Origin of the sequence: Enterobacter sp. BIGb0383 (genome assembly GCF_003751845.1) — a bacterium.
In the GTDB taxonomy this organism is placed as follows: Bacteria; Pseudomonadota; Gammaproteobacteria; order Enterobacterales; family Enterobacteriaceae; genus BIGb0383.
Genome location: NZ_RJKQ01000004.1, coordinates 356537 through 371191, shown reverse-complemented (window position 1 = coordinate 371191; position 14655 = coordinate 356537). Strand labels below are relative to the sequence as shown.

At 59.0% G+C, this 14655-nt stretch carries 8 protein-coding genes; 2 read left to right on the top strand and 6 right to left on the bottom strand.

The features are described from left to right. The first annotated feature begins 5 nt into the window (after positions 1-5). Together malQ and glpD are read left to right on the top strand one after the other, a co-directional pair. Positions 6-2093 carry a 4-alpha-glucanotransferase gene (malQ, locus tag EDF81_RS19710; RefSeq protein WP_123349859.1) on the top strand — a complete coding sequence of 696 codons (2088 nt, stop codon included), beginning with the start codon at positions 6-8 and terminating at the stop codon, positions 2091-2093. 187 nt (positions 2094-2280) lie between these two features. Further along, positions 2281-3789 carry a glycerol-3-phosphate dehydrogenase gene (glpD, locus tag EDF81_RS19705; protein ID WP_123349858.1) on the top strand — a complete coding sequence of 503 codons (1509 nt, stop codon included), beginning with the start codon at positions 2281-2283 and terminating at the stop codon, positions 3787-3789. Between the two features lie 43 nt (positions 3790-3832). Here the strand turns inward: glpD and glgP are convergent, their stop codons facing one another. The 6 genes from glgP to asd all read right to left on the bottom strand — a co-directional run bounded on the left by glgP (position 3833) and on the right by asd (position 14618). Next, positions 3833-6280 (bottom strand): glycogen phosphorylase, encoded by a 2448-nt coding sequence (gene glgP, locus EDF81_RS19700; RefSeq protein ID WP_123349857.1) that lies wholly within the window; start codon positions 6278-6280, stop codon positions 3833-3835. 17 nt (positions 6281-6297) lie between these two features. Continuing rightward, positions 6298-7731 (bottom strand): glycogen synthase GlgA, encoded by a 1434-nt coding sequence (glgA, locus tag EDF81_RS19695; protein ID WP_123349856.1) that lies wholly within the window; start codon positions 7729-7731, stop codon positions 6298-6300. An 88-nt stretch (positions 7732-7819) separates the two neighbouring features. Then, complete coding sequence (gene glgC / locus EDF81_RS19690) at positions 7820-9103, bottom strand: glucose-1-phosphate adenylyltransferase (protein WP_123349855.1); 1284 nt, start codon at positions 9101-9103, stop codon at positions 7820-7822. 14 nt (positions 9104-9117) lie between these two features. After that, on the bottom strand, positions 9118-11094 hold the full coding sequence (gene glgX / locus EDF81_RS19685; protein WP_123349854.1) for a glycogen debranching protein GlgX: 1977 nt from the start codon (positions 11092-11094) through the stop codon (positions 9118-9120). Next, positions 11091-13277 (bottom strand): 1,4-alpha-glucan branching enzyme, encoded by a 2187-nt coding sequence (gene glgB / locus EDF81_RS19680; RefSeq protein WP_123349853.1) that lies wholly within the window; start codon positions 13275-13277, stop codon positions 11091-11093. The genes glgX and glgB overlap by 4 nt, the downstream gene beginning before the upstream one ends. Positions 13278-13514: 237 nt before the next feature. Beyond that, positions 13515-14618, bottom strand: a complete 1104-nt coding sequence (asd, locus tag EDF81_RS19675; protein ID WP_123349852.1) for an aspartate-semialdehyde dehydrogenase — start codon at positions 14616-14618, stop codon at positions 13515-13517. Between the last annotated feature and the right edge of the window lie 37 nt (positions 14619-14655).

The window sequence follows — 14655 nt, the reverse complement described above, 5'->3', positions numbered from 1 at the left end:
GGCTTATGGAGAGCAAACACCTTAACCGCGATGCGCTGGCGGCCGGGATTGGCCCCAGCTATATCAACGCCCACGGCAAGCCACAGTCGATCGGCGCAGAGACAAAGCGCCGTCTGCTGGCGGCGATGCATATGCCGTCCACGGACGACAGCGCGGCGATCCCCCCCGTGCTGGTCTGCCGACAGGGGCTAAAAAAGTCTCTACCGGTTGCGGGCAAAGGCACCTTTGAATGGCGGCTGACCACGGAAGCAGGTCGCCAGTACCAGGGGCAGATCCGTGGCGGTGAAAGCCTGCCGCTCCCTGCCCGTCTGGCCCAGGGCTACCACGACCTGACCCTGACGCAGGCAGATCAACGCTGGCACTGCCGGGTGATTATCGCCCCGGCACGCTGCTACGAGCCAGAGGCGCTGAAAGCGCAACAAAAGCTCTGGGGCGCCTGTATCCAGCTCTATACCCTGCGCTCAGAGCATAACTGGGGGATCGGTGATTTCGGCGACTTACGGGCGATGCTGCCGGAAATCGCCCGTCGTGGCGGGGCCTTTATTGGTCTGAATCCCATTCATGCCCTCTACCCGGCAAGCCCGGAGAGTGCCAGCCCTTACAGCCCCTCTTCCCGCCGCTGGCTGAACGTTCTCTATATCGACGTTAACGCGGTGGAGGATTTCCGCCGCAGCGCGGAAGCACAACGCTGGTGGGATCGACCCGCCACCCGCAAAACCCTGAAATCCGTCCGGGACGCGGAGCAGGTCGACTACACCATTGTTACAGGGCTCAAGCTCCACGCGCTTCAGCTGGCCTGGAAAGGCTTCACCTCTCGCCCGGCGGACGACCACGCCGTCGTGACCTTTCGCCAGTTTGTGACCGGTCAGGGCGAGGGTCTGTACTGGCAGGCCGCCTTCGATGCCCTGCACGCCCGGCAGATGCAGGAAGATACCACCCGCTGGGGCTGGCCCGTCTGGCCTGAGGCGTATCAGCAGATCGATAGCCCCGAGGTACAGCAGTTCTGTCAGCAGCACGCCGACGAGGTCGATTTTTATCTGTGGCTCCAGTGGCTGGCCCACGTTCAGTTCGCCGAGTGCTGGGCCGAATGCCAGCGCCTGGCGATGCCGATCGGGCTCTATCGCGACCTGGCGGTAGGCGTTGCGGAAGGCGGATCTGAGAGCTGGTGCGATCGGGAGCTGTACTGTCTGAAAGCCTCCGTTGGCGCACCGCCGGATATTCTGGGCCCGCTGGGCCAAAACTGGGGCCTGCCGCCGATGGACCCGCATATTATGGCTGCCCGGGCCTACGCGCCCTTTATCGAGATGCTGCGCGCCAATATGCAACACTGCGGGGCGCTGCGAATTGACCATGTCATGTCGATGCTGCGCCTGTGGTGGATCCCCTACGGAGAAACCGCCGACTACGGTGCTTATGTCCACTATCCGGTGGACGATCTGCTGGCGATCCTCGCCCTCGAAAGCCATCGCCATCGCTGTATGGTGATCGGCGAAGATCTGGGCACCGTCCCGGAGGAGATCGTCGGCAAGTTGCATAAAGGCGGCGTTTACTCCTATAAGGTGCTCTATTTCGAAAATACGGCACAGGCCACGTTTCGCGCACCCAGGGCGTATGTACAGCAGTCAATGGCCGTCGCCACCACCCACGATCTGCCCACCCTGCGCGGCTACTGGGAAGCCGGCGATTTAGCCCTCGGCGAGACGCTGGGACTCTACCCGGACAAGGTCATCCTGGGCGGTTTGTATGAAGATCGCGCCCGGGCCAAACAGGGGCTGCTCGATGCTCTGCATCGCTATGGCTGCCTGCCGAAACGTACCGGACATCATGCCGGGCGGATGAAGATGACGCCGATCCTTAACCGTGGAATGCAACGCTATATTGCCGACAGCAACAGCGCCCTGCTGGGGCTGCAGCCGGAAGACTGGCTGGATATGGCCACACCGGTCAACGTTCCCGGCACCAGCGACCAGTATCCCAACTGGCGGCGCAAACTGAGCCTCTCCCTGGAAAAGCTGTTCGCCGATGAGGGTATCAATCGCCTGATTAAAGACCTCGATACACGGCGCAGAGCCGCCACCCGTCAGCGCCGATAATTGATTTACACTACCCACCCGACCGGTATCCGGTCGGGTATTCCCGCGTTTTACCGAACCTGACGCCCATTGTGTTACACCCATCACCCTTAAATGTTTTTTTCATGTTACCAAATGCGCTTTCCTTTGCTATTATGAGCGATAACGAACATTTATGAGCTTTAACGAAAGTGTGAAGGTGGCAAGCATGGAAACGAAAGATCTGATTGTGATAGGCGGCGGTATTAATGGCGCGGGGATCGCGGCAGACGCCGCCGGTCGCGGTTTATCCGTACTGATGCTGGAAGCGCAGGACCTGGCCTGTGCCACCTCCAGCGCCAGCTCAAAGCTGATTCACGGCGGGCTGCGCTACCTTGAGCACTACGAATTCCGTCTGGTCAGTGAAGCGCTGGCCGAACGTGAAGTGCTGCTGAAAATGGCCCCGCATATCGCCTTCCCGATGCGCTTTCGTTTACCTCACCGCCCGCACCTGCGCCCGGCCTGGATGATCCGTATCGGTTTGTTTATGTACGATAATCTGGGAAAACGCACCAGCCTGCCGGGTTCGAAAGGTTTGCGTTTTGGCGCAGAATCGGTGCTGAAACCGGAAATCGTGCGCGGTTTCGAATATTCTGACTGCTGGGTGGACGATGCCCGACTGGTCGTCGCGAACGCTCAGATGGTTGAGCGTAAAGGTGGCGAAGTACGCACCCGCACCCGCGCCGTTTCCGCCCGCCGCGAAAACGGTCTGTGGATCGTGGAAGCGGAAGATATCGATACCGGCGAGAAATTTAGCTGGCAGGCGCGCGGTCTGGTGAACGCCACCGGCCCCTGGGTGAAACAGTTCTTCGATGAAGGGATGCACCTGCCGTCGCCGTACGGCATCCGCCTCATTAAAGGCAGTCATATTGTGGTGCCGCGCGTGCATACGCAGAAACAGGCTTATATCCTGCAGAATGAAGATAAGCGTATCGTGTTTGTGATCCCGTGGATGGACGAATTCTCCATCATCGGCACCACCGACGTGGAATACAACGGCGATCCAAAAAATGTCGAAATCGACGAAAACGAGATTAACTACCTGCTGAAGGTGTATAACGGCCACTTTAAACAGCAACTGTCGCGGGACGATATCGCCTGGACCTACTCCGGCGTGCGTCCGCTGTGCGATGACGAATCCGACTCGCCGCAGGCCATCACCCGCGACTATACGCTCGATATTCATGACGAAAATGGTCAGGCTCCGCTGCTGTCGGTGTTCGGCGGCAAGCTAACCACCTACCGCAAGCTGGCCGAGCACGCGATGGAAAAACTGGCCTCCTACTACCAGGGGATCGGCCCGGCCTGGACCCGCAACGCCGTAATGCCCGGCGGCGATATCGGTGGCGATCGCGACGACTATGCCGCGAAGCTGCGCCGTCGCTATCCGTTTATCAGCGAAGCGATGGCACGCCACTACGCCCGCACCTACGGCAGCAACAGCGAGAAGGTACTTGGCGAGGCGCAGAGCCTGAGCGATCTGGGGGAACACTTCGGTCACGATCTCTACGAAGCAGAGCTGCGCTACCTGGTCGAGCACGAGTGGGTACGCCGTCTGGATGACGCTATCTGGCGTCGTACCAAACTGGGCATGTGGCTGAACGCCGATGAACAGTCCCGCGTTGCCCAGTGGCTGACGCAGCATGCGGGAAAGCGTGAGCTGTCTTTAGCATCGTAAGTCTTAAAACGCCCCTCACCGTGACCGGATGAGGGGCGCATTTCTACAGCCTGACCGGATCGATATGCCAGATCTTATCCGCGTACTCCTGAATCGTCCTGTCAGAAGAGAAATAGCCCATATTGGCGATATTACGCATCGCTTTGGTGGCCCACTCTTCCTGATGACGATAGAGCTCGTCCACTTTCTCATGGCAGTCCACGTAGCTGCGGTAATCCGCGAGCACCTGATAGTGGTCGCCAAAGTTAATCAGCGAATCCACCAGATCGCGGTAGCGGCCCGGCTCGTCAGGGCTGAACAGACCGGTGCCAATTTGCGTCAGTACCTGGCGTAACTCTTCATCTTTTTCATAGTATTCACGGGGTTTGTAGCCCGCAGCACGCAGTGCGTCCACCTCTTCCGCCGTATTCCCGAAGATAAAGATATTTTCCGCGCCCACATGTTCCAGCATCTCGACGTTGGCCCCGTCGAGGGTGCCGATGGTCAGCGCCCCGTTAAGCGCAAATTTCATATTGCTGGTGCCGGAGGCTTCGGTCCCGGCCAGCGAGATCTGCTCGGAGAGATCCGCCGCCGGAATGATGATCTGCGCCAGGCTGACGCTGTAGTTCGGGATAAACACCACCTTTAACTTATCGCCGATTTGCGGATCGTTATTGATCACGGCCGCCACGTCGTTGATCAGGTGGATAATGTGCTTCGCCATATAGTAGGCCGAGGCGGCTTTCCCGGCGAACACGTTGACCCGCGGCACCCAGTTGGCATCCGGCTCGGCCTTAATGCGGTTGTAGCGGGTAATGATATGCAGCACGTTCATCAGCTGGCGCTTGTACTCGTGAATACGCTTGATCTGCACGTCAAACAGCGCCTTAGGATTGACCACCAGGTTCTGCTGCTGCGCCAGCAGGGCCGCCAGCCGTTTTTTGTTATCCAGCTTGGCCTGCCGTACCGCCTGATTGACCAGCGGATAGTCCAGGTGCTGCTCCAGTTCGCTTAGCTGGCTTAAATCCGTCCGCCAGGTGCGCCCAATATGCTCATCCAGGACGTCGGAGAGCGGCGGATTCGCCAGCGCCAGCCAGCGGCGCGGCGTGACGCCGTTGGTCACGTTGGTAAAGCGGTTGGGGAAGATGTCGGCGAAATCGGAAAACAGGGACTGCACCATCAGGTTCGAGTGCAGTTCCGATACGCCGTTAACTTTATGGCTGACCACGACTGCCAGCCAGGCCATCCGCACCTGGCGACCGTGGGACTCATCGATAATCGAGGTCCGGCTCAGCAGCCCGGCATCGCTGGGATACTGCTCCTGCAGGGTTTTCAGGAAGTAGTCGTTGATCTCAAAGATAATCTGCAGATGGCGCGGCAGGATTTTACCCAGCATATCCACCGGCCAGGTTTCCAGGGCTTCGCTCATCAGGGTGTGGTTGGTGTAGGAGAAGACCTGGCAGGTCACCTCAAACGCCTCATCCCAGGCAAACTTATGCTCGTCGATCAGCAGGCGCATCAGCTCCGGAATCGACAGCACCGGGTGAGTGTCGTTCAGATGGATAGCGATTTTATCCGCCAGGTTGCTGTAGGTCTGGTGCAGCTGATAGTGGCGGCTGAGAATATCCTGCACCGTGGCGGAGACCAGGAAGTACTCCTGGCGCAGGCGCAGTTCGCGCCCGGAATAGGTGGAGTCGTCCGGATAAAGCACCCTGGAGACGTTTTCCGAGTGGTTTTTATCCTCGACCGCCGCGAAGTAATCCCCCTGGTTAAACTTACCGAGATTGATTTCACTACTGGCCTGCGCGCTCCACAGCCTCAGCGTGTTCGTGGCGTCAGTATCGTAGCCGGGGATAATCTGGTCGTAGGCAACGGCCAGGATCTCCTCAGTTTCAAGCCAGCGGGATGTCTTGCCCTCCTGCTGGATACGGCCACCAAAACGCACTTTATAGCGCGTGTTGTGGCGCTTAAATTCCCACGGATTACCATATTCCAGCCAGTAATCGGGGGACTCTTTTTGTCGCCCGTCGACGATATTTTGCCGGAACATACCGTAGTCGTAGCGGATACCGTATCCGCGCCCCGGCAGACCGAGAGTGGCCAGCGAGTCGAGGAAACAGGCGGCCAGTCTCCCCAGGCCGCCGTTGCCCAGTCCCGGGTCGTTTTCTTCATCAATCAGTTCCGCCAGGTCCAGGCCCATTCCCGCCAGCGCGTCGTTGACGTCGTCATAGATCCCGAGCGACAGCAGCGCATTGGAGAGGGTCCGGCCAATCAGAAATTCCATCGACAGGTAGTAAACCTGACGCGTTTCCTGCGATAGCTGCGCCCGGTTAGAACGCAGCCAGCGCTCCACCATCCGGTCGCGTACCGCAAAAAGCGCCGCATTCAGCCATTCATGCTTGTTAGCAATGGCCGGGTCCTTGCCGATGGTAAACATCAACTTGTAGGCAATGGAGTTTTTCAGCGCTTCGGCACTGAGCGTGGGTGAAGCGTAAGTAAAAGGTGCGTTCATTTAAGTGTTCCTGGAAGCTACTTCAACCGAAAGTAAAGATCGCGGTAGGACTGCGCCGCCACCTGCCAGCTAAAATCCATGCTCATCGCCTGACGCTGCACATAGCGCCAGAGTGACGGGCGGGACCACAACACGAAAGCACGCCGGATCGCCCTGAGCAGCGACCAGGCATTACTGTCTTCAAAAACAAAGCCACTGGCGACACCATCTGCCAGATTTTCCAGCGAACTATCCGATACCGTATCGGCAAGCCCGCCGGTACGTCGAACTAACGGCAGAGTGCCGTATTTCAACCCGTACAACTGCGTTAAGCCGCAGGGTTCAAAGCGGCTCGGGACCAGGATAACGTCCGAGCCGCCCATAATCCGGTGCGAGAAGGCTTCGTGGTAACCTATCTGCACGCCCACCTGTCCGGGATGCTCGGCGGCGGCGGCCAGAAAACCTTCCTGCAGCACCGGGTCGCCCGCTCCCAACAGCGCCAGCTGTCCGCCCTGTTCCAGCAGGCCAGGCAGCGCTTCCAGCACCAGATCCAGCCCCTTCTGGCTGGTCAGTCGGCTGACCACCGCAAATAGCGGGACTTTGTCATTCACCTTCAGCCCCATCGCAATTTGCAGCTGACGTTTGTTCTCTGCCTTCTCTTCCAGCGAGTCGCGGGTGTAGCGCGCCGCCAGCAGCAGATCGTTGTCCGGATCCCAGATTTTTTCATCCACGCCGTTAAGGATCCCCGACAGTCTCCCCTCTTTATGGCGCTGGCGTAGCAGCCCCTCCATTCCGTAGCCAAACTCCGGCTCGGTGATCTCACGGGCGTAGGTGGGGCTGACCGCCGTAATGTGATCAGCGTAATAGAGCCCGGCCTTGAGAAACGAAATCTGGCCGTTAAATTCCAGCCCGTGCATGTTGTAGAACGACCAGGGCAGGTCGATCTCACTCATATGGTGCGCGTAGTACATACCCTGATAGGCCAGGTTATGCACCGTAAAGACCGACTTCGCCGGACGCCCGCGTGCGGCAAGGTAGGCCGGAGCCAGCCCCGCGTGCCAGTCGTGGGCGTGTACCACGTCCGGACGCCAGAACGGATCCAGCCCGCAGGCCATTTCCGCCCCCACCCAGCCGAGCAGCGCAAAGCGCAGCACGTTATCCGTATAAGCGTGCAGATGCGTATCGTGATACGGGCTGCCGGGACGTTCATACAGATGCGGGGCATCAATCATATAAATGCCCACGCCGTTATAGCGCCCGAACAGCAGGCTGATGCGACCGGCAAAGGTGTCACGCCGGGTCACCACCTGAGCATCGGGCACGCCACGACGGATATCGGGAAATGCCGGGATCAGCACCCGCGCATCCACGCCATCGGCAATTTGCGCCGCAGGCAGCGCCCCCAGCACGTCCGCCAGTCCGCCGGTTTTCAGCAGCGGAAACATCTCAGAACATACGTGTAAAACCTGCATCATTGCTCCTGCTCATGCCCGGCAACGCCTCGCGTCGGCGGTAAAACAGCGCGCGGACCCCTTCCGCGCAAGGTCATAACGAGTGCTGTTAATCCTGTAAGTTGCGCAGCATTTCGCGCGTAACCAGCACAATGCCTTCTTCTGAACGATAAAAACGGCGGGCGTCTTCTTCCGCGTTCTCACCAATCACCATGCCTTCAGGGATCTCACAGGCACGATCGATAATGCAGCGCCGCAGACGGCATGAGCGTCCTACCCAGACATCCGGCAGCAGAACCGTCGAGTCGATATTGCAAAACGAGTTGATCCGTACCCGTGGAAACAGGACCGACTGCACCACCACCGAACCGGAAATAATGCAGCCGCCGGAGACCAGCGAGTTCAGGGTCATGCCGTAGCTCCCGGAACGATCCTGGACAAATTTCGCCGACGGCAGCGGCTCCATATGGGTACGAATCGGCCAGGTCCGGTCGTACATATCCAGCTCCGGCGTTACGGAAGCCAGGTCAAGATTGGCTTTCCAGTAGGCTTCCAGGGTGCCAACATCACGCCAGTAAGGTTCAGCCTGCGGATCGGACTGCACGCAGGAGAGCGGGAAAGGATGCGCCCAGGCCTCGCCCGCTTTGGTCACGCGGGGAAGAATGTCCTTGCCGAAGTCATGGCTGGAGTTTTCGTCGCGATCGTCCTCCTCCAGCAGGGTATAGAGATAGTCCGCATCGAAGATGTAGATCCCCATACTGGCCAGCGACTTTGTGGCATCCCCCGGCATGGCGGGCGGTTTAGCGGGCTTCTCAATAAAATCGATCACCCGGCTGTTTTCATCCACGGCCATCACGCCGAAAGCGCTCGCTTCCGCCAGGGGCACCGGCAGGCAGGCCACGGTGCAGCGGGCATTTTTCTCGACGTGGTCCAGCAGCATCCGCGAGTAGTCCTGCTTGTAAATATGGTCACCGGCGAGGATCACGATGTACTCGGCCTGATAGCGGCGAATAATATCGAGGTTCTGCGTCACCGCATCCGCCGTGCCGCGATACCAGTTCTCCGCATGCACGCGCTGCTGGGCGGGCAGCAGGTCGACAAACTCATTCATCTCTTCGTTTAAGAAGGACCAGCCGCGCTGGATATGCTGCACCAGGGTATGGGACTGGTACTGGGTAATCACCCCGATACGGCGAATACCAGAGTTGATGCAGTTAGAGAGTGCAAAATCGATAATGCGAAACTTGCCGCCAAAGTGGACCGCTGGCTTGGCGCGTTTTTTGGTTAAATCTTTTAGCCGCGTGCCGCGCCCTCCGGCCAGAATCAGGGCGACCGATTTCAGCGGCAGCTGCCGCGCCAGCATCATAGAAGTGTTCTTATCAAGCTGAACCATAAATCACTCCGTTGTTATGACCTGTGAAAAACGCAAACTCCCTGTGCGGGCCCATGCCAGACGGTCAGAGTGACGGGATTGTCCTCTCCGGCAAAAGGAGGAATGGCGCGCCACTCTCCTTCGGGTAACACCATCTCCACCGCGCTGGCGGTGGCATTTATTGCAATTAACCAGTGCTCACTCAGTTGGATCAGCAGGCTGTGCGCACCCTGCTGCCACTCCCCGGCGTTCAGCGGCTGGCCCTGCGGGTTCAGCCAGCGCACGCTACCGTCATTTTCCTGCCACCACGCGTCGCGGGTCAGCGCGGGAATACGCTGCCGCAGCTGGATAAGCGCGGCGGTAAACCCGGTCAGCCCCTCGTCGGCATTTTTCCAATCCAGCCACGTCAGGGCGTTGTCCTGGCAGTAGGCATTGTTATTACCATGCTGGCTGTGGCCGTGCTCATCCCCGGCCAGCAGCATCGGCGTGCCCTGCGCCAGCAGCAGAGTCGTCAGCAAACCGTGAACGCTGGCGCGACGTCGCTCAACCACCTGATGACTGACGTCCAGGCCTTCCTTACCGTGGTTATTGCTGTAGTTGCTGCCGGTGCCGTCGCGGTTATCTTCCCCGTTCGCTTCGTTGTGCTTATGCCCGAAGCTCACGCAGTCCTGCAGGGTGAAACCGTCGTGCGCCGTGACCAGATTGACTGAGGCGGACGGCAGGCGGCCACCGCGCTGGAAGACATCGCTGGAGGCGGCAAAACGCCGGGCCAGATCGCCGTTAGATACGTCCCGGAGCAGCCAGAAGCGACGGGCGGTATCGCGGAAATGGTCGTTCCACTCGGCAAAGGGCGGTGGGAAGTTGCCCACCTGATAGCCGCCCGGACCGATATCCCAGGGTTCAGCAATAAGCTTCACGGCCGATAGCAGGGGATCGTTTTTCATCGCAGCAAACAGCGGTGCGTCCTGGCGGAAGTCGGGTGTCCGTCCCATCACCGAGGCTAAATCAAAGCGGAAACCGTCAACGTGGCAAACATCAACCCAGTAGCGCAGGCACTGCAGGGCATACTCCACCACACCAGGATGGCTTAAATTGAGGGTGTTACCGCAGCCGGTCCAGTTGTGATAATCCCCATCCTCTCTGATCCAATAATAGCTGCGGTTATCGATTCCGCGCAGGGAGACGGTCGGACCATCGAGATCGATCTCGGCGCTGTGGTTCAGCACTACGTCGAGGATCACTTCAATTCCGGCCTTGTGCAGCGCCTTCACCGCATCACGAAACTCGTTGAGTCCGTTTTCCGGGCTGCTGGCGTAGTCGGGATGCAGCGCGAAGTGTGCCAGCGGGTTATAGCCCCAGTAATTGCTGAGTCCGAGGCGCTGCAGGCGCGGCTCGCTGGCGAAATGCGTGACCGGCAACAGTTCCAGGGCGGTGATGCCGAGCCGCTGCAGATGGGCAATCATGGCCGGATGCGCCAGCGCCTGCCAGCGGCCACGGATGGCCTCAGGGATCGCCGGGTGCAGAGTCGTCAGGCCCTTAACGTGCGCCTCGTAAATTACCGTTTTGCCCCAGGGCGTACGCGGTGGTACGTCATCTTCCCAGTCGTAGTGGGTATCGACGACCACCGATTTTGGCATCCTGGCGGCGCTGTCATGCGGGTCAGGCGTGTCGTAGCCACCGTGAAAAACGGGATCGTCAGGCAGGTCACCGTCTATGCGCCGGGCGCAGGGATCGATAAGCAGCTTCGCCGGATTAAACCGGTGTCCCTGAGCAGGCTCCCAGGGACCGTGCACCCGGTAGCCATAGCGCTGGCCCGGCTTCAGTCCGGCGAAGTAGCCGTGCCAGATATCGCCGCTGCGCTCGGGGAGATCGAACCGCTGTTCGTTGCCTTCGGCATCGAACAGGCACAGCTCAACCCGCTCTGCATGAGCGGAGAACAGCGTGAAATTCACCCCGTTGCCATCGTGGTGCGCGCCCAGCGGCGTCGGAGAGCCTGCCGTGAGTCGGGTCATTCGCCCTCCCGAATCAGCCAGATCGTCGCCAGTGGCGGCAGGGTGATATTCAGGGAGTGCGGACGCCCGTGACTCTCAATGTCGTCGCTGTAGACCCCGCCGCCGTTGCCGGTATTGCTGCCGTGATAGTGCATCGAGTCGGTATTCAGCTCTTCGCGCCAGCGGCCTGGCTGGTTGATGCCAAAGCGGTAGTCGTGACGCGGAACCGGGGTGAAGTTGCTGGCAACGATAATTTCATTGCCCTGCTTATCCCGGCGCACAAAGATAAAGACCGAGCGCTGATGGTCATCCACCACCAGCCATTCAAAACCGTAAGGGTCAAAGTCCAGCTCGTGCAGCGCCCGGTGGTGGCGATAGGTATGGTTCAGGTCACGCACCAGGCGCTGTACGCCGTGGTGCCAGTTATCGCCGCCTTCCAGCAGATGCCAGTCGAGGCTGGCGTCGTGATTCCACTCGCGGCCCTGGGCAAACTCATTGCCCATAAACAGCAGCTTTTTACCGGGGAAGGCAAACAGCCAGCCGTAGTAGGCCCGCAGATTGGCAAATTTCTGCCAGGCATCTCCCGGCATCCGATCGAGGATCGATTTTTTGCCGTGCACGACCTCATCGTGCGAGAGCGGCAGCACGAAGTTTTCGCTGTAGTTGTAGAACATGCCGAAGGTCAGCTTATCGTGGTGATACGGGCGATAAACCGGGTCCAGCTTCATATAGTCGAGGGTGTCGTGCATCCAGCCGAGGTTCCACTTAAACCAGAATCCCAGCCCGCCCATTGTTGAAGGGCGCGAGACGCCGGAAAAGTCGGTGGACTCTTCCGCCATGCTGACCGCGCCAGGCACCTGCTCGCCAAGAATGCGGTTGGTATTGCGCAGAAACTCAATGGCTTCGAGGTTTTCCCGTCCACCGTATTCGTTCGGCACCCACTCATCCTGATGACGGCTGTAGTCGCGATAAATCATCGAGGCCACCGCATCCACCCGCAGCGCATCAATCCCGAAACGTTCGATCCAGTAGAGGGCGTTACCCACCAGGTAATTACTAACTTCCCGGCGGCCGTAGTTGTAGATCAGCGTGTTCCAGTCCTGGTGATAGCCTTCGCGGGGGTCGCCGTGCTCATAGAGCGCGGTGCCGTCAAACTGCGCCAGACCAAAATCATCGGACGGAAAATGCCCCGGCACCCAGTCAAGGATCACGCTCAACCCGGCTGCGTGGGCGGCATTGATAAAATAACGAAAGTCGTCCCGGGTGCCGAAACGCCGGGTGGGCGCGTATAGACCGGTCGGCTGATAGCCCCAGCTACCGTCAAAGGGATGCTCGTTAACCGGAAGCAGTTCCAGATGGGTGAAGCCCATCCACTTTGCGTAAGGCACCAGTTGGTCCGCCAGCTCGCGATAGCTAAGCCAGAAGTTATTGTCGGTATGTCGCCGCCAGGAGCCGAGATGCACCTCATAGATGGAGATGGGCGCATCGAAGCGGTTGGCCGCTTTGCGCGCCTCGCTCTGGACCACTTTCTCCGGCAGGCCGCAAATCAGCGACGCGGTTTCCGGGCGCATCTGCGCTTCAAAGGCGTAAGGGTCAGCCTTAATGCGCAGCTTGCCGTGAGCATCGATCATCTCGAATTTATAGAGCTGGCCATTGTGGGCGCCGGGAATAAATAGTTCCCAAATTCCGCTCTCGTTACGCAGACGCATCGGATGGCGGCGACCATCCCAGTAGTTAAACTGGCCGACGACGGAGACGCGACGTGCGTTAGGTGCCCAGACCGAAAAGCGGGTGCCGGTCACGCCGTCCATCGTGTCCGCATGTGCGCCCAGGGTTTCGTAGGGCCGCAGGTGGGTCCCTTCCGACAGGAGCCAGCTGTCCATCTCCTGCAGCAGCGGGCCAAATCGGTAAGGATCGTCAATCAGGTTTTGCTGACCGTGCCAGGTGACCGCCAGCTGATAGCGAAAGGGATTTTTACGCCGCGGAACCACGCCGCAAAAAAAGCCGCGGGAATCGAGGCTATCCAGCCCGGCAACCTTACGCCCGGTTTTGGTTTCAATCACCCAGGCTTCCGTAGCGTCAGGCAGCAGTGCACGCACTTCCAGGCCATTTTCCGTGCTGTGCATACCGAGAACGGAGAAAGGATCCGCAAAATGCCCGGCAATTAGCGCGTTAATCACATCTCGATCGATACACAGGGACATGTTTTTTCATCCTGTTTTATCGTGCCGACTCTTCCGGACAATACGGCACTTTTTTAACCTGTACGGTGCAGCACCAGCGTGCATCCTCTTTGCGCCGTCCAATTTTCAGGCAACAGTTTTAAGAATAGCCAGGGCTGAACCGGACCCCTGAAAAATTTGAACATTTATTGTTTTTCCCTATGAGAGAGATAAAAAAAGGGGTGCCGATGGCACCCCTTGTTCAACGTTCGGGAAAGATTATGCGAGCTGGCGCAGCATGCGGCGCAGCGGTTCGGCCGCGCCCCACAGCAGCTGATCGCCAACGGTGAAGGCGGATAGGTATTCCGGGCCCATATTCAGCTTACGCAGACGGCCAACCGGCGTGGTCAGCGTGCCGGTTACCGCGGCAGGCGTCAGTTCACGCATGGAGATTTCACGGTCATTCGGCACCACTTTCGCCCACGGGTTATGGGCTGCCAGCAGCTCTTCCACCGTCGCAATGGAGACATCTTTTTTCAGCTTGAGGGTAAACGCCTGGCTGTGGCAGCGCAGCGCGCCGATACGGACACAGAGGCCATCAACCGGGATGGTGGAGGATGTCGCCAGAATTTTGTTGGTTTCGGCCTGCCCTTTCCACTCTTCGCGGCTCTGACCGTTATCCAGCTGTTTATCGATCCACGGGATCAGGCTTCCGGCCAGCGGTACGCCGAAGTTGTCCACCGCCAGTTCGCCGCTGCGCGTCAGCGCCGTGACTTTACGTTCGATATCGAGGATCGCCGAGGCCGGGTTAGCCAGCTCTTCCGCAACGTGATGCTGCAACTGGCCCATCTGGGTCAGCAGCTCGCGCATATGGCGTGCGCCACCGCCGGATGCGGCCTGATAGGTTGCCACAGACGCCCACTCCACCAGGTCATTGGCGAAGAGACCACCCAGCGACATCAGCATCAGGCTGACGGTACAGTTGCCGCCGACAAAGGTTTTGATCCCGTTGTTCAGGCCGTCGGTAATCACCGCCTGGTTTACCGGGTCGAGGATAATAATCGCGTCATCTTTCATGCGCAGAGAAGACGCCGCATCAATCCAGTAACCCTGCCAGCCGCTTTCACGAAGCTTTGGATAGATTTCGTTGGTATAATCGCCGCCCTGGCAGGTGACAATGATGTCGAGTGCCTTCAACGCGTCCAGATTAAATGCGTCCTGCAGCGTGCCGGTGTGGCTGCCGAAAGCCGGTGCTGCCTGGCCGAACTGGGAGGTTGAGAAGAAAACAGGGCGAATGGCGTCGAAATCACGCTCCTCAACCATGCGTTGCATGAGTACGGAGCCGACCATTCCGCGCCAGCCGATAAAACCAACATTTTTCATAGCGTGTTTCCTGCAAAGATGTGTGCTGTAGCCAATA

Coding starts and splice junctions, on each gene's coding strand:
- glgP (WP_123349857.1), bottom strand. CDS start 6,280: ATGAACGCACCTTTTACTTACGCTTCACCCACGCTCAGTGCCGAAGCG.
- glpD (WP_123349858.1), top strand. CDS start 2,281: ATGGAAACGAAAGATCTGATTGTGATAGGCGGCGGTATTAATGGCGCG.
- asd (WP_123349852.1), bottom strand. CDS start 14,618: ATGAAAAATGTTGGTTTTATCGGCTGGCGCGGAATGGTCGGCTCCGTA.
- glgX (WP_123349854.1), bottom strand. CDS start 11,094: ATGACCCGACTCACGGCAGGCTCTCCGACGCCGCTGGGCGCGCACCAC.
- glgB (WP_123349853.1), bottom strand. CDS start 13,277: ATGTCCCTGTGTATCGATCGAGATGTGATTAACGCGCTAATTGCCGGG.
- glgA (WP_123349856.1), bottom strand. CDS start 7,731: ATGCAGGTTTTACACGTATGTTCTGAGATGTTTCCGCTGCTGAAAACC.
- glgC (WP_123349855.1), bottom strand. CDS start 9,103: ATGGTTCAGCTTGATAAGAACACTTCTATGATGCTGGCGCGGCAGCTG.
- malQ (WP_123349859.1), top strand. CDS start 6: ATGGAGAGCAAACACCTTAACCGCGATGCGCTGGCGGCCGGGATTGGC.